The following is a 15,451-nucleotide window of genomic DNA, read 5'->3' as shown; positions in this document are numbered from 1 at the left end:
TACCGCGAGGTTAATATTTTCTTAGCGTGCCAGATGGGGCGTGCCAGACAGGACCTGCCAGACAGGAAACTGCTGACCTTGCGTCAGGCTGACTCCGTGCCCCCCTCGGGATCTGGCAGGTGATCAAGCGCTTCTTCTTTCTTGCGCTCGATCTCTTCCTCGGCCTGCGATCGCCCCTCTTCCCCCTTTTTCGCTTCGGCACGCGCCTTGAGCGCTTCCGGCGGAACATAGGAAAGCATGGTGTCGCCCGTCTCCGGCTTGAGCGGCTTGTCACCGGACGCGATAAACATCTGCTCCTTGCGGATCATCATCAGCATCTCGCCCTCCCCGATATCCTTCAGATACCGTTCAGGCGGATACTCCTCCGACAGGCGTGTCACCTGGAAAACCCAGCCGGCATAATGACGGCGCAACAACTCATCGAGACCGGTGCGGTTCGCAAACAGGGTCCGGCCTTGCAAGGCATAGGACAGGGAGCGGCGTTCATTATCATCCCGCGCACGCGTCGAAACCTGGAAGATGGTTGCGCGGCCCATTTCCGGGGCAAGGTCGGTACAGACCAGCGAATTATGCGCCTCGTTGCCCCCGACAGCCAGAAGGAAGCCGAACTGGTTCAGGTCCAGATGATGCTCCGTCACCTCCGACAGGATCTCGCCGTAATAGGTCGGCACCCCAGCCTGTCTTGCCGGTCTCAGCGCGCGCCAGCTGTCGTCGGCAATCACGACCTGCTTCCCAAGATCCATCAGTTTCTTTGCCAGCGCCACGGACCACGGGCTGGAGCCGACAATCAGGAAACCCGGCTTGGCGGATGATGCCAGGCCAAGGATCCTCGCCAGGGGCGAGATGGTGAAGCCGTGAATGACGACAGTTGCGAAAACCATGGCAAAGGCAAGCGGGATCATTTGCTCCCCGTCGGGCATGCCCAGGTCAACGAGGACACCGGCGAAGAAGCCGGAGACAGCGACCGCCACGATCCCCCTCGGGGCGATCCATGCCACCAGCAGGCGCTCAGACCATTTCAGGTCTGTACCGAACAGCGATAGCAGAATGGTGACCGGCCGCACGACAAAGATCATCGCCGCCACAAAAGCCAGCGTCTGCCAGGTCAGCGCCGCGGAAATCGTTTCCCAGGTCAGGTTCGCCGTCAGGATGACGAAAACCCCGGAAACGAACAGGACAGCGATGTTCTCCTTGAAGTGCCGGATCTGGTTGATCGATGGCAGCTTGGAGTTGGCGATGGTCACGCCCATGGCGGTAACCGCGAGAAGGCCCGCCTCTTCCTGCAACAGGTTGGCGACCTCGAACCCGACCAGCACGGTGGTCAGCAGCACGGGTGGCTTGAGATATTCCGGTACCCACCCGCGCATGAAGCCTGCGACGATCATCCGGCCGAGAATGATGCCCCAGACCACGGCTAGGATAGTACCGAGGATGACGCTGCCGACAGCTTCTGCGCCCGAATAGCCATTCTGTTGCAGGCTGATATATTCATAGACGCCAACAGCAAGCACCGCGCCGATCGGGTCGTTAATGATCCCTTCCCATTTCAGCAGCGCTGCCGGTTTCTGCGCCAGACGCGCCTGCCTCAACAAAGGCATGATCACCGTCGGCCCCGTGACGACCATGATGCCGGCAAACAGGATCGAGACCGTCCAGGAAAGCCCGGCGAGATAGTGTGCCGCAAGCGAACCCAGCGCCCATGCGATGAACACGCCAGGCACGACAAGCCGCAATACGGCACTGCCGACCGAGCCCTTGATCTCCTCGAATTTCAGCGACAGGCCGCCCTCGAACAGGATCACCGCAACGGCAACCGCGATGATCGGGCTGTAGAACTCGCCGAAGTCATCCTCGGGGCTAATCAGGCCCAGAACCGGACCGACCAGAAGGCCGGCAAGCGACATCAGCACAATCGCCGGCAGGTTTAGCCGCCAGGCGAACCATTGCGCACCGATCCCGATCACGCCGATCAGGGCAAAGCTCATGATAAGGTTTTCCATTCAACCCCTTGATATAACTGGCAGTCCCGTCGGGACAATGACACGGACGCTGAGAGTGCCCGGTTACGCGTTCTTGAAGCCCGGCTTGCGCTTCTCGATGAAGGCCGCCATGCCCTCTTTCTGGTCTTCGGTGGCAAAAACCGAATGAAACGTCCGGCGCTCGAACAGCATGCCTTCGGCGAGGCTGGTCTCATACGCTCGATTGACCGCTTCCTTGCACATCATGACGGAAGGGGCGGAGAAGCCGGCGATCTTGCGCGCGGTTTCAAGGGCGTCCTCCATCAGGTCTGCAACCGGCACGATGCGCGAAACGAGGCCGCAACGTTCAGCCTCCTCAGCCCCCATCATGCGTCCGGTCAGGCACATTTCCATCGCCTTCGACTTGCCGATGAAGCGGGTCAGCCGCTGGGTGCCGCCGGCACCGGGGATGGCCCCGATGCTGATCTCCGGCTGCCCGAACTTGGCGTTGTCACCGGCGATGATGAAATCGCACATCATGGCCAGCTCGCAGCCGCCGCCGAGGGCATAGCCAGCCACAGCCGCGATGACCGGCTTGCGGCATTTGGCGGCCTGTTCCCAGTTCGCGCTGATGAAGTCGTTCTTGTAGGCGTCCATATAGGTCTTGTCCGCCATCTCCTTGATATCAGCACCCGCCGCAAACGCCTTTTCTGACCCGGTGATGATCATGGCACCGATCTGCGGGTCCTTGTCGCCCTTCTTCAGGGCGTCCGTCAGTTCGTCCATCAATTGCAGGTTCAAGGCGTTCAGTGCCTTGGGCCGGTTCAGCGTGATGATGAGAACGCGATCATCGGTCCGGGTTTCGATGCATGTATAAGCCATGTGTGCCCCCTCGGGTCAGCCTTGTAATTGGTTGCGCTTATCCTACCCCGCCCCATCTACGCAAGTATGGGAGCTGTTGGCAGGATGCGCACTTATTTGTGGTGCTGGAAGTGTATATGGTGCGATGCAATAGGAAAACCGCCCCAATTTATGGGTGACGCAGCAAACGGGGCAGCCTATATACGGCGCTTACATTCCGATCTTCTGGAGATAACACATGGCTCTCATTGTCGTTCTCATCGCCCTGACAATCGCGTTCTTCGTGCTCAACATCGCCCCGCTGGTGGTTATCAGCCTTTTCATCCTGTCCTTTGCCGTGCTGAACAAGCTGGAAAAGAACGCCGTCGACTGATCGTCGACCGGTTATTTACCGGAGAAAACGGCAGACTGAACATCACGCGGGAGATTTAGCCAGGCATGCTCATCCAGATCGGTTTTATCGTCGTCGGCCTACTATTCCTGCTTGTCGCAGGCGACCTTCTGGTGCGCGGCGCCGTCAATCTGGCGACCCAGCTGAAAATCCCGACACTGCTGATCTCGCTGACTATTGTCGCATTCGGCACCTCGGCGCCCGAATTCGTCGTCTCCCTGCAGGATGTCCTCAATGGTGACGATAACGGCATCGCCATGGGCAACATCATCGGATCGAACATTGCCAATATCCTGCTGGTGCTAGGCATACCGGCGGTCATCACGCCGATGGCCCTGCACCTGAAAGGGCTGAGACGGCACGCCACGGTGATGGTCATCGCCACCGCTGCATTCATTTTCATGGCCTTCTATTCCGGTATTCTGGGCCTCGTCTGGGGTCTGGTGCTGATGGGCATGATCCTCGCCTACATCACCTATGTCGGCGTCCATGCCATGAAGGGCGGCGGCGAGGAAGAGGCCCTGCTCGACGATATCGAGGAATACAGCGAAACCAGCGGCAGCGCATGGAAAACGCCCCTGTTCCTGATCCTCGGGCTCCTCGGCTTGCCGCTCGGCGCCCATATCCTTATCGAGAATGGCTCCGGTCTCGCGAGCACCCTGGGCGTGCGGGACGAGCTGATCGGCCTGACCATCGTCGCCTTTGGCACTTCGCTGCCGGAACTGGCGACCGTGCTGGCCGCCGCGGTGAAGAAACATGCCGATGTCGCCGTTGGCAACATCGTCGGCTCGAACATCTTCAACATCCTGTTTGTCGGCGGGGCCGCTGGCATTGCATCTATCGCTCCGGGGGCGACGCCATCCTTCTTCCCATTCGAGATGCGGTTTATCGACATGCCGGTCATGGCCGTCGCGACACTGGTACTGGCGATCCTGATCTATGCCCGCGGTACGATTACCCGGCTTCTGGGCGCGGTGATGGGTGCGGCCTATGTCGGGTATATCGTCTTTCTCGGTCTCAATGCCGGCATCATCTGATCTTGCGGGGCGCCAATGAGCGACGCCACTACAAACCAAAGCACTCAACACGGTTCATCTGAAAGAGGCGTCGCCCTGGTAACGGGTGGCGGTGTGCGTGTCGGCCGGGCGCTGTGCGTGGCGCTGGCCAAGGCGGGTTTTGACGTCGCCGTCCATTATAACTCATCCGAAGGTCCGGCTGCCGAGACAGCATCTCTCATCGAACAGGCTGGCGGCAAGGCACAAACCTTTCAGGCGGACCTGACCGATACTGACGAAACGTCTGCCCTGGTGCCGGCCGTGCGCGAGGCGATGGGCCCGATCACCCTGCTGGTGAACAACGCTTCCCTGTTCGAAAACGACGCCCTTGCCGACTTCACCGTCGATGGGTGGCACGCGCACATGAACGCCAATTTGCTGGCACCGATGCTGCTTGCCAAGTCCTTTGCGGCGCAGGCGGAGCTTGGCCGCAATACCATGATCGCCAACATTATCGACCAGAGGGTCTGGGCCCTGACGCCACGCTTTTTCTCTTATACACTGTCGAAATCCGCCCTGTGGACAGCGACGCAGACACTGGCACAGGACCTCGGTCCGAAGGGCATCCGCGTCAACGGCATCGGTCCCGGGCCGACGCTGAAGAATGCACGCCAGTCGGATGAAGACTGGCAGGCCCAGAACGATGCACTGATCCTGCGCAAGGGGCCGGACCCGGACGATATCGCCGCCGCCCTTCTTTATCTGGTCGACGCCCGCCCGGTTACCGGCCAGATGATCGCCGTTGATGGAGGCCAGCACCTGGCGTGGGAAACGCCGGACGTAACCGTAAACGAATAGGAACAGCCGCTTGAAACAGACAACACAGACCGACACGCTGCGCACCCTCCGCCCCCACCAGGGTGAAGGTACCCCGCATCGCACGATCTTCGTTCGCGGGCTGAAACTGGACGCCAATATCGGCGCCTATGAAAGCGAGATGGGCCGCACCCAGCCGGTTGTCATCAGCCTTGAGGTCGAAGTGCAGGAACCGGCCGATCCTGTCTCTGACAGCCTCGAAGACGTGGTTTGCTATAACCGGCTGGTCCAGACCATCCGGGAAATCCTGACCGAAGGCCATATCAAGCTGGTCGAGACGCTGGCTGAACGGATTGCAGCGGAATGCCTTGCCCACCCCATGAGCCTGTCTGTTAAAGTGCGAGTAGAAAAACCCGAGGCGATCGAGGAAGCCGACGCCGCCGGGGTCGAGATTACCAGAACCAAGCGACTTGATCAGGGAGCCTGAGACATGACCATGAGATTCTTTTCCAAGACAGGTGCGATAGCCGCCATTTCCGCGCTGGCACTTGCCGCCTGTAGCGACGACACACCGCCTGCGGACAATAGTGATGTCCCGGCTGAGACCGAGCAGGAAGCGCCTGTCTCTGACGCAGACATGCCGGTGACCGAGGACGAAGGGAGTGGATCGCAAACGACAGCATCCTTTGACATTCCGGAAATCCCGTCCCTGCCCGGCATCGATACAGAGGCGCTGAGAAGCGGCATCGAGACTCTGGCCTCTGACGAATTCGAAGGCCGCGCCCCGGCAACGCCGGGCGGTGAAAAGACGGTCGCCTGGCTGGAGCAGCAGTTCAGCGACATCGGGCTGGAGCCAGCGCTCGGCGACAGCTATCGCCAGCAAGTGCCGCTGGTCGAAATCACCGCCGATCCGCGCGACTCCTATCTCACGATCAACGACGCTGATGGCGGCTCACGCACACTCGCCTATGGCGGCGAGACTGTCTTCTGGACCAAGAACGTCGTTGAAGATGTCACTTTTGACGACAGCGACATGGTGTTCGTCGGCTTCGGTATCGTGGCACCGGAATATGGCTGGAACGACTATGAAGGCATCGACGCCAAGGGCAAGACCGTGGTCATGCTGATCAATGATCCTGGCTATTACCTCGAAGATGAAGAGATGTTCAACGGCAAGGCGATGACCTATTACGGCCGCTGGACCTACAAGTTCGAGGAAGCAGCCCGCCAGGGCGCCGACGCGGCAATCATCGTGCACCAGACGGCACCTGCTTCCTATGGCTGGGGCGTGGTCGAGGGCTCGTGGAGCGGTCCGCAGATCGACCTGCAACGCCCCGAAACCGGTGGGCGCGCCGACCTGGAAGCCTGGATCACGGAAGAAGTTGCCACCGAGCTGTTCGCCAGCGCCGGGCTGGATTTCGCCGAACAGTCCGCCGCTGCCCTGACGGCGGACTTTGCGCCTGTGCCGATGCAGGGCCTGTCCGCCAGCGGCAAGATCGCCAACAGCATTTCGCGGAGCAATTCAGCCAATGTCGCTGCCATCCTGCCGGGCAGTGCAGCACCGGCAGAATACATCCTCTACATGGCGCATTGGGACCATATCGGCGTCAATGCCGATGCCGAGCCCGGCCAAGATGCGATCTATAATGGTGCCGTCGACAATGCCACCGGCACAGTGGGGATCGTCGAGATTGCCCGCAGCTTTGCCGCCGCCGAAACCGCGCCTGACCGCTCTCTGCTCTTCGTCGCCGTGACGGCCGAAGAGTCCGGCCTGCTCGGCTCCGCCTATATGGCTGAAGACCCGATCGTTCCCCTCGCCTCCATCGTCGGCGGCATCAACATCGATGCACTGCTGCCGACACCGCCAGCGAAAGACCTTGTCGTGATCGGCTATGGCGCGTCGGAACTGGAAGCGCTGCTGGAGGCTGCCGCCGGACCGCGCGACATGTATCTGCGCCCCGATGCCAATCCGCAGGCCGGATATTTCTATCGCTCGGATCACATCTCGCTGGCCAAGAAAGGCGTGCCGATGCTCTATGCAGACAGCGGCATTGATCTGGTCGACGGCGGCGAGGAAGCTGGCAGCGTCTATGGCGATGCCTATACCGAGAACGACTATCACGCGCCGTCTGACGAATATTCCCCCGACTGGGACTTGAGCGGCATCACCGGCACGCTGGAAATACTGCGCGATACCGGTGCCTATATGGCGTATTCGGACATTCGGCCGAACTGGTATGAGGGCAATGAATTCCGCGCCCTGCGTGACGAGATGATGGCCGACTGATCTGGTAGCAGGCGGTTAGCCACCGTAGTGATGCAGCGCTGCGGCAGCCTCTGCCTGTTGCAGCTCTTCGCTGCCAAGACCGTGCATCAGGAAAGCGACGAGGATATCGCGGTAGCTGCCATCATCCACCATGGCCGGAAATGTGTGCCCATCATCGGCGATGAAAATTGCCGATGATGGATAGCTGGCTGCCAGCGCGATCGATCCGCGGTAATCGACGACATGATCATGCGCACCGGCAAGAATATAGACCTGCGTCTCTTTCAGCTCATGAAGCGGTGTTAGAGAGAATTCCGCTACCGGAACATCTCCTAAAAAGGCGTCATGGACCGGCGCGGAAGAGAGAAGTATATTTTCGATATCCGGATTAAGCTTGTCATCTTCCACCCGCCATTTTTCCACATGCGGCAATCGGAACTCCATCAGCCGCACACGGGAAGGGATCGATATCGGCGCGGCATCGAACGCCGCCATCTGGGGAACCTGATAGGCAGTCAGCATTTCCGCCAGCATTTCCGCATCGCGTTTTTCATACGTCGTCAGCAGGCGAAGCCTCTCTGCATCGCGCTCATCCGGCGTGACAAAGAAATTCTGGCGCTGAAACGCCACGGCCAGTTCGTGCCGATCGATATCAGGATCATTCATCAGGGTGCGGAACCGTTCATGCGCATCCGGGGCGATATCTTCAACTTCCGCCCAGAAACGATCAAAGGGTAACCTCGTGTAATTCGCCATGGATGAGAGGGCCGGTGCCGCCGTGAAGGCGCGGGAAACATATTCGCCATATTTAGCGGCATATTCATGGACCAGTGCACCGCCACCGGAGCGGCCAAACAAAATGACCTTGCCTTGCGCCCCCATAAGGCTGCGCCGCACGGTCTCGATATCCTCGATCCATTGCGCCGACCTGTACAGGGTCCAGGCCATTTCCCAGTCAGCAGTTGCAATATCGTCCCCGACCATGGCCGCAAGATCGGGATAGGCATCAGGCACGCCTCGCCCGACGATGCCGACCACATTCATGTCGTCGGAAAACAGGCGATCGCGATGCCGCGCCATGCTACCCTGACGAATGAAGAATTGCTGACCGTCTGCAAGAAAGAAAACTGTCGGCTTGTTTGGATCGAAGGGTTCGGCAAACTCCACATACAGATCGAACGTGCCGGACTGGTCGTCGAAATGATCTACAGGTACCTCGATCAGACGGTGCGGCAGCTCAGTGTCATCAGCCCATGCGGCAAGCCCTGCCAGCAGGCAGAAACTCATGGCCATAATTGTGCACAATAGTCTCATCATCGATATCACCCTCTCGAGCTGGCCTATCACCGACACGGCCAAGCATCTACTAAATAAATAGTCAGGAATGACGACTCCGCCGCTTGCAGTGCACTGCGGGCGCATTATGTTCAAGGACCCATGACCGACACATCCCCGACACAGCTAAAAGGCGCCGCCCTTATCGCCGACCAGGTCAAGCGCCTGCCGGAGAAGCCGGGCGTTTATCGCATGATGGGCGATGGCGGGGATATCCTCTATGTCGGCAAGGCGCGGAACCTGAAGCGGCGCGTGTCGAACTATGCCAAGGGCACAGGACACTCCAACCGCATCATGCGAATGATCGCCGAGACGCGCTCAATGGAATTCGTCGTCACCGAGACGGAGACCGAAAGCCTCCTGCTTGAGGCGAATCTGATCAAGCAGCTGAAGCCGAAATTCAACGTACTGCTGCGCGACGACAAGTCGTTCCCCTACATCCTGATCGCAACCGACCATCAGGCCCCGCAGATCGTCAAGCATCGCGGGGCGCAAAAGCGCAAGGGCCACTACTTTGGCCCGTTTGCCTCCGCCGGCGCTGTGAACCGTACGATCAACACCCTGCAGAAGGCGTTCCTCCTGCGCACCTGTACCGACAGCGTCTATGAAGGCCGCACCCGCCCCTGCCTGTTGCACCAGATCAAGCGCTGCGCCGCACCCTGCGTCGATCTTGTCGACAGGGAGGGGTATGATGCGCTGGTTAGCGATGCAGTCGATTTCCTCAACGGCAGGAACCGGCAGATCCAGGGTGAGCTTTCTGCCGAGATGGAACGCGCATCCGAGGACCTCGACTTCGAACGGGCCGCCGCCCTGCGCGACCGCATCCGGGCGCTGACCTATGTGCAGGAGAGCCAGGACATCAATCCGGGCACAGTGACCAATGCCGATGTCTTCGCCCTGCATCACGAGGGCGGGCAGGCCTGCATCCAGACCTTCTTCTTCCGCGCCGGGCAGAACTGGGGCAATCACTCCTTCTTTCCGCGCCATGACAAGGAAGATACGAGTGCGGAGATTCTGCAGTCCTTCCTCGCCCAGTTCTATGACGGGCGCGAGGCACCGCGGCAGATCCTGATCAGCGAGGAGATCGAGGAAGCGCCCCTGCTGATGGAGGCGCTCGCGATCAAGGCTGGGCACAAGGTAGAAATTCTCTGTCCCCAGCGCGGGGAAAAGCGCGACCTCGTCAACCACGCTGTGATGAATGCCCGCGAGGCGCTGGGCCGGCGCCTGTCGGAAAGCGCCAGCCAGAAGAAACTGATGGCGCAGCTGTGCGAGACGCTGGGCATGGACCAGCCCCCTGCCCGTATCGAGGTCTATGACAACTCCCACATCTCCGGCACCAATGCGCTGGGCGGGATGATCGTCGCGGGCGAAGAAGGCTTTCGCAAGAACGCCTATCGCAAGTTCAACATCAAGTCAGACGAGATCACGCCAGGCGACGATTTCGGCATGATGCGCGAGGTTCTGGCGCGGCGGTTCTCCCGCCTCGTCAAGGAAGAGACGCCGGGGTCGGATAACTGGCCGGGATTGGTCGTTATCGACGGTGGCGCAGGCCAGCTCTCCGCCGCGCGGGCCGTGATGGAGGATGCCGGCCTGACCATCGGTCCGCAGACGGAGCAAGGCGAGATCATGCTCGTCTCCATCGCCAAGGGTCGGCGAGAGGACGAGCGTGGGCGCAAGCGCACCGACCGAACGGCCTCGGCGACCGGCGAGCAGTTCTTCATACCCGGCAAGCCGCCCTTCACGCTGGAGGCGCGCAGCCCGGTTTTGTATTACCTGCAGCGCCTGCGCGACGAGGCGCACCGCTTTGCCATCGGCTCGCACCGCGCGCGGCGCAAGAAGCAGATGACGTCAAACCCGCTCGATGCGATCGAGGGGATCGGCGGCAAGCGCAAGAAGGCGCTCTTGCATCATTTCGGCTCGGCCAAGGCGGTTGCGCGCGCCAAGGCAGAAGACCTTGCCGCCGTCGAGGGTATCTCCGAGGCAATCGCGACGCGGATCTACGACCATTTCCACGGCGAGAAATAAACAGGAAGCGGCCCGGCATCGCTGCCGGACCGCAGGCAGATGGAAAGGCGGGTAGCAGCCCTTCCGGGGGAGATCAGTCAGCGCTGCCTGTTTCAGCCTCTCTCTTCGCCCTGCGTTCCTGCCAGTGCTCTTTCATTTTCTCACGCATGGCGTCCTTCGCTGCTTCGGACTCGGCACGGGTAATGTTTCCATCGCCATCGGTGTCGACCTTGTCCATATGGCGCGGCTCACCGTCTAGGAATTCGGCCTGGGAGATGGCACCATCACCATCCGTATCGAGACGGTCTATCGCATTACCGCGTTCGCCATCACGCTTGCTGCCATCACGTTTGCCGCCCCAGCGGCGCTTGCGGGCCTCGTCACCGGACTCGGCGCGGCGTTCGGCCATCTTTTCGGCCATGCGCTCCTTCATCTCGGCGCGGCGGGCTTCATGGGCTGCCTTCATTTCTTCCTCGGTCACGAAGCCATTGCCGTCAGCGTCCAGAGTGGTGAACATTTCCAGCTTGGCAGCATCGCGCTCGGCGGGGGTAAGAACGCCGTCGCCATTGGTGTCGACGCGATCGAACATATCGTCACGCTCGCCCCCTCTGTCACCTTGCGCCATGGCAGCACCGGCGCAGAGCGAGAGGGCAGCAAGGCTGCCGGCGGTTATCAACACGAGTTTCCTGGTCATGAATGTTTCCTTTCGGGGTTTTGTTTCTCCCTGACCCCCCTTTAACGAGCCATTATGGCGTACCCGTCGGTGCTGACGGGATGGTAATAATTCGCCTTAAACTGGCGTAGACTGGGTGGTGCAGGGATTTCCCGGATGGAAACCGACAAAAATCCGCAGCCCGGTTGAACCATTCACCCCTCCCCGGCGACTACACTAGCGAACAAGGATTGGATGCAGGCGGTGACGCAGACGCAAACAGACAGGGTCTATGACGAGCTGCTCGTCACGCTGGTGCAGACGGGCGATGCCCGCGCGGCGGAACGGCTGGCCGCACGCTGGCAGCCACGGCTCGTCCGGGTCGCACGGCGCCTGCTGCGCGACGAGGACCAGGCCCGCGAGGCGGTGCAGGAAGCGTGGACCGGCATCTGCCGCGGCTGGCACGGCCTTTCCGACCCGGCGAAGTTTCCCGGCTGGGCGTTCGGCATCCTCCACCGCAAATGCGCCGACCGTATCCGCCATCAACAGAAAGTCCGTGCCCGGCACGATGGTGGCACGGACGCGGCTGAGCTGCCCCAAATGGCGGGGGCGGAAGACCATGCGGCGATTAACCAGGCGCTCGAGCACCTGAGCCCGGAGCACCGGACCGCCGCCATCCTCTATTTCGGCGAAGGGCTGACCCTTACCGAGATTGCGACCGCGACCGGCGTGCCTACCGGCACCGCCAAGTCGCGCATATTCCACGCGCGTCAACGACTGAAAGCGCTTCTGAAAGGAGAATGAGATGTCGGATTTTGACGATAAACTGCGAGAAGGCCTGAGCGGTCCGCTGAGTGCCGATGACAGGGCATTCCTTGAAAAGCTCGACAGCGAGAAAGGCATGTTCGAAAGCATCGGCTTTTCTTTCCAGGGCAAGCTGAAGGTGTGGGCGATGCTGGCAACGGCACTGACCTTCGTGATGTCCGCCCTCGGCCTTTGGGCCGTGTGGCAGATGTTCCAGGCCGACACGACGCGCGGACTGATCCTGTGGGCCGCCGCCGGCTGGGCCGCCTGGACCATGCAGATCGGCTTGAAGCAATGGCTTTGGGACCGCATCCGCATGCTGAACATATTGCGTGAGCTGAAGAAGATCGAACTGCGCCTCGCCCGGCTGGAAGAACGGGGATAACCCTGCCCTCCCCCGTTCTTTGACCGGCAGCGGCCTCTCCCATGGGAGGGGCCGCGCGGGTTTGGGGCCTCGACAGTATGCGCGATGGGTGTTTCACAGCCGAGAGTTAGTCAAGGCCGCGGCTTTGCCGCGCCGCGAAGCGGTTACAGCCTTGACAAACTCACGGCTGTAAAACGATTGGCAGCCATGCCTTTTAAGGCAGACTCTGCCTTACAGGCATTGGCGAGACTAAACTGCACAAACATCGCCGTCAGCCTGAAAGCTGCGAGCGCATACATACTGAGGGGGCCCGTGCATGGCGGCCATCGCCTCAAAATAATAAAATTGACTGGCATAGCTCTCGCCATGCACGGCGGCGATCGATGCGGGGCCAAATTGCATAGCTCTCCCGCCCGGGGGCTACCCCGGGTCGCCGTTCCTCCGGACGATGCAAAGCTGTACACACCCTCAACTGCCGACGGAAACCTGATGGGATGGCGTAAGGCGCAGGTCACGCCCTCTGCCATCCCCTCGGCCACGGTCCTCACCATGGCCTGCGGGGAGAATAGCCGTGTGGGGATGGAGGGGGATAAGTTTGGGGGAGTCTTTAGTTGGGAGTTTGTAGTGCCCCCTCCGCCCCTTCGGGGCACCTCCCCCGTTTTGACGGGGGAGGAATGGCATCGCAATTAATACAGGGTGCTGCCTTTCTTCCCCCGCTCGCGGGGGAAGTGTCAGCGCAGCTGACGATGGGGGCTACTCCGGCAACTGGAACAGCGCCTCGACACTCGTGCCCAGTGCTGCGGCCAGTTTCAGTGACAGGATGGTGGACGGCACGAAAACGCCGTTCTCCACCGTGTTGATGGTCTTGCGGCTGACGGAGACCATGTCGGCGAGCTGGGCTTGCGTCAGCCCGGCCTCGCTGCGGATTTCCTTCAGCCTGCTGATCAGCCTTTCGCTCACCTCAGCCGCGCTCCAGTAAGGCGAAGGCATAGAGCGGAATGGCGACGCCGAGAACGAGGATGATATGGGCCGCGTCCATGCCGCCTACCCCTTCGAAGTGTGAGAGCGCGAACAGCCCGGCGGCGGCGACCAGCATCACCACATAGCCGGCGATGAAGGCCTTGGCCCGATTGGCGCGGGTCAGTTCGTCATTCAGCGCCGCTTCGACTTTCGCGTCGCGCTTGAACGGCCGCCATGGCCCGACCAGCATCAGCAGCGTGACGATCCACACCGCGAACCCGGCCAGCGAAATGATCGTCTTCATCATGTCATCGTCCGCCGCCAGTTCCTCACTGAAATCCATCATCGGCACCTGCCAGACCAGAAAGGCCGAGGCGCACAGCATCAGCCCGAACCGCCGTCGCATCGCAATCCGCTCGATATTGGCCATGGGAAATCTCCTTCTTTCGTGTAACCCTGAGGTTACAGATAGGAGATTGTGGGAGTAACGTCAAGGTTACATCCTGATTTTCAATGAAACACAGTCTGACACGAACGATTTGATCTGTGCCTGTAGATAATCAATTTCCTGAAGACCAGACTTAGAACCTATTCTATTGGACCAAATTTGTCCATTAACTCTTGAGTCCATTTGTCATCTAACCATTCCTGTAGAGCGGACTCCCTAATCCTCAAGATACCAGCGTCATCAATCGTAGCAGCCTCATAATAAGGGCTGGCAGAGCGTTCAGTATCTTTGATAAAAGCTTTGACGACGCGCGCACACCAGTCTTCATACTGCGTCTTTGTTGCCTCGTACCTAGGATCGTGAACGTTTTTGCCGTGTACCGCTTCCAAAAACATCTCTGATTGAGAAATCGGACGCTTGTTCCGATCTCTTCGATAGATTGCCCATTTGCAGTTCATTGTTACTGAAACTGCAGTCTCAAAATCGATTAAATGAGGTGACCCAGTCGCTTTTTCCATTGTCTTAATCCATGATCTCCGCGCTATTCTTCTTATCAATTTTGCGAGCATTTCGGCCCAGATTATTATACGCGCGAGCCAAAATGGAACTTTGCGAATAATCGGCCATAGTGCAGAAGAGATACCCACCATCAGTACCCCTCGCAAAATCCAACTCCAAGGAGGATCAACCAAACCTGAAGGACAGGTTTCCTTGCCACTTATCTCTATATAACCACGACATAGGTTGAAAGCAGCTTCATCGAGATCATTCTCAATCAGAAACCAAGTCAGGCTAGCAAAAATCGCTATCGCTATTCGAAAGTAGATCATTCCCATGCCCAATGATTCGGAAAATAGCATAGCACAGAGAAATTAGTTTGAATGTACGGCGGCGAAATCGCTTATCCCTTTCAAGGGTGTAGGTTGTCCTCAAGGTTATGTTTAGTTTTGCCTATCGCACGAGTGTGCCTGTATTCCCCTTCCCCATCACACCGGATCACCGTACACATTCCGCCCATGGCCAATGCCCTGACACTGCTGCGCATCTTCCTGATCGTGCCGTTCACCGCGGCGATGTTCGCGCCGGGCGATCCGGCGCAGTGGACGGCGCTGCTGCTGTTTCTCGCCGCCGGAGCGACCGACTTTCTCGACGGGCGTATCGCCCGGGCGCGCAACGAGACGTCGCGGCTCGGCGCCATGCTCGACCCCATTGCCGACAAGCTGCTGACGACGGCGGCGCTGTTCCTGCTGGTCATGACCGGGGAGCTGTATGGCATCCACATCCTTGCCGGGCTGGCGATCCTGTTGCGCGAGATCTGGGTTGCGGGCCTGCGCGAGGCGCTGGCGGGGCGCAGCGTGCTCGCCGTCTCGCAACTGGCAAAGGTGAAGACCACCGCCCAGTTCGTGGCCATCGCCGTCTTGCTGATCCCCTGGGGCGGGACGGTGTTCGCACTGGGGCTGATCCTGCTGTGGATCGCTACCGTGCTGACGCTCGTCACCGGCTGGCAGTACACCCGCGCCGCACTGCCGGTGCTGCAGGAAAAGTCTTGAGTAAGGCCCGGTTCTTGCTGGATAAAATGCGTGCTAGAATGTCGGCA

16 protein-coding genes are annotated in these 15,451 nt (G+C 59.8%); 9 read left to right on the top strand and 7 right to left on the bottom strand.

The window, feature by feature from the left end:
* Positions 1 to 83: 83 nt before the first annotated feature.
* Together FF098_RS04085 and FF098_RS04080 are read right to left on the bottom strand one after the other, a co-directional pair.
* The gene (locus FF098_RS04085) at positions 84 to 2,000 is read right to left on the bottom strand and encodes a cation:proton antiporter (protein WP_155137748.1); all 1,917 of its coding nucleotides are present in this window, start codon (positions 1,998 to 2,000) and stop codon (positions 84 to 86) included.
* Positions 2,001 to 2,063: 63 nt separating this feature from the next.
* Positions 2,064 to 2,840 carry an enoyl-CoA hydratase gene (locus tag FF098_RS04080; RefSeq protein ID WP_155137745.1) on the bottom strand — a complete coding sequence of 259 codons (777 nt, stop codon included), beginning with the start codon at positions 2,838 to 2,840 and terminating at the stop codon, positions 2,064 to 2,066.
* A 217-nt stretch (positions 2,841 to 3,057) separates the two neighbouring features.
* On the opposite strand from FF098_RS04080, the gene FF098_RS17830 reads away from it, so the two are divergent.
* From FF098_RS17830 to FF098_RS04060, 5 genes are all read left to right on the top strand, one after another.
* Positions 3,058 to 3,192: a hypothetical protein gene (locus FF098_RS17830; protein WP_268235249.1), complete on the top strand. Its 135-nt coding sequence runs from the start codon at positions 3,058 to 3,060 to the stop codon at positions 3,190 to 3,192.
* A 65-nt stretch (positions 3,193 to 3,257) separates the two neighbouring features.
* Entirely contained in the window at positions 3,258 to 4,247 is a 990-nt protein-coding gene (locus FF098_RS04075; protein WP_155137742.1) for a calcium/sodium antiporter, read from the top strand.
* Positions 4,248 to 4,262: 15 nt separating this feature from the next.
* The gene (locus FF098_RS04070; protein ID WP_155137736.1) at positions 4,263 to 5,063 is read left to right on the top strand and encodes an SDR family oxidoreductase; all 801 of its coding nucleotides are present in this window, start codon (positions 4,263 to 4,265) and stop codon (positions 5,061 to 5,063) included.
* 10 nt (positions 5,064 to 5,073) lie between these two features.
* On the top strand, positions 5,074 to 5,508 hold the full coding sequence (gene folB, locus FF098_RS04065) for a dihydroneopterin aldolase (RefSeq protein ID WP_205967371.1): 435 nt from the start codon (positions 5,074 to 5,076) through the stop codon (positions 5,506 to 5,508).
* Positions 5,509 to 5,511: 3 nt separating this feature from the next.
* Positions 5,512 to 7,308 (top strand): M28 family metallopeptidase, encoded by a 1,797-nt coding sequence (locus FF098_RS04060; protein ID WP_205967370.1) that lies wholly within the window; start codon positions 5,512 to 5,514, stop codon positions 7,306 to 7,308.
* 15 nt (positions 7,309 to 7,323) lie between these two features.
* Here the strand turns inward: FF098_RS04060 and FF098_RS04055 are convergent, their stop codons facing one another.
* On the bottom strand, positions 7,324 to 8,604 hold the full coding sequence (locus FF098_RS04055; protein WP_166426316.1) for an alpha/beta fold hydrolase: 1,281 nt from the start codon (positions 8,602 to 8,604) through the stop codon (positions 7,324 to 7,326).
* A 120-nt stretch (positions 8,605 to 8,724) separates the two neighbouring features.
* Between FF098_RS04055 and uvrC the strand changes: the two genes are divergently transcribed.
* Complete coding sequence (uvrC, locus tag FF098_RS04050; protein WP_155137730.1) at positions 8,725 to 10,647, top strand: excinuclease ABC subunit UvrC; 1,923 nt, start codon at positions 8,725 to 8,727, stop codon at positions 10,645 to 10,647.
* Between the two features lie 73 nt (positions 10,648 to 10,720).
* On the opposite strand, the gene FF098_RS04045 is transcribed toward uvrC, so the two are convergent.
* A complete protein-coding gene (locus FF098_RS04045) occupies positions 10,721 to 11,320 on the bottom strand; it encodes an EF-hand domain-containing protein (RefSeq protein WP_155137727.1) in 600 nt (199 codons plus the stop codon).
* A gap of 222 nt (positions 11,321 to 11,542) precedes the next feature.
* Between FF098_RS04045 and FF098_RS04040 the strand changes: the two genes are divergently transcribed.
* Together FF098_RS04040 and FF098_RS04035 are read left to right on the top strand one after the other, a co-directional pair.
* Positions 11,543 to 12,082: an RNA polymerase sigma factor gene (locus FF098_RS04040; protein ID WP_166426315.1), complete on the top strand. Its 540-nt coding sequence runs from the start codon at positions 11,543 to 11,545 to the stop codon at positions 12,080 to 12,082.
* A 1-nt stretch (position 12,083) separates the two neighbouring features.
* Entirely contained in the window at positions 12,084 to 12,467 is a 384-nt protein-coding gene (locus tag FF098_RS04035) for a DUF6768 family protein (protein ID WP_155137721.1), read from the top strand.
* Positions 12,468 to 13,199: 732 nt separating this feature from the next.
* Here FF098_RS04035 and FF098_RS17825 read toward each other — a convergent pair.
* From FF098_RS17825 to FF098_RS04020, 3 genes are all read right to left on the bottom strand, one after another.
* Entirely contained in the window at positions 13,200 to 13,436 is a 237-nt protein-coding gene (locus FF098_RS17825) for a helix-turn-helix transcriptional regulator (protein ID WP_155137718.1), read from the bottom strand.
* Positions 13,408 to 13,836, bottom strand: a complete 429-nt coding sequence (locus tag FF098_RS04025) for a hypothetical protein (RefSeq protein ID WP_155137715.1) — start codon at positions 13,834 to 13,836, stop codon at positions 13,408 to 13,410. The genes FF098_RS17825 and FF098_RS04025 overlap by 29 nt, the downstream gene beginning before the upstream one ends.
* Before the next feature lie 158 nt (positions 13,837 to 13,994).
* On the bottom strand, positions 13,995 to 14,684 hold the full coding sequence (locus FF098_RS04020) for a hypothetical protein (protein ID WP_155137713.1): 690 nt from the start codon (positions 14,682 to 14,684) through the stop codon (positions 13,995 to 13,997).
* 186 nt (positions 14,685 to 14,870) lie between these two features.
* On the opposite strand from FF098_RS04020, the gene pgsA reads away from it, so the two are divergent.
* Complete coding sequence (gene pgsA, locus FF098_RS04015) at positions 14,871 to 15,404, top strand: CDP-diacylglycerol--glycerol-3-phosphate 3-phosphatidyltransferase (RefSeq protein ID WP_155139383.1); 534 nt, start codon at positions 14,871 to 14,873, stop codon at positions 15,402 to 15,404.
* Positions 15,405 to 15,451: the final 47 nt, after the last annotated feature.

It is taken from the genome of Aquisalinus luteolus (assembly GCF_009712425.2).
GTDB classification, from domain to species: Bacteria; Pseudomonadota; Alphaproteobacteria; order Caulobacterales; family Parvularculaceae; genus Aquisalinus; species Aquisalinus luteolus.
The sequence above is the reverse complement of the archived record's forward strand: the minus strand, read 5'-3'. Positions and strand labels throughout refer to the sequence as shown.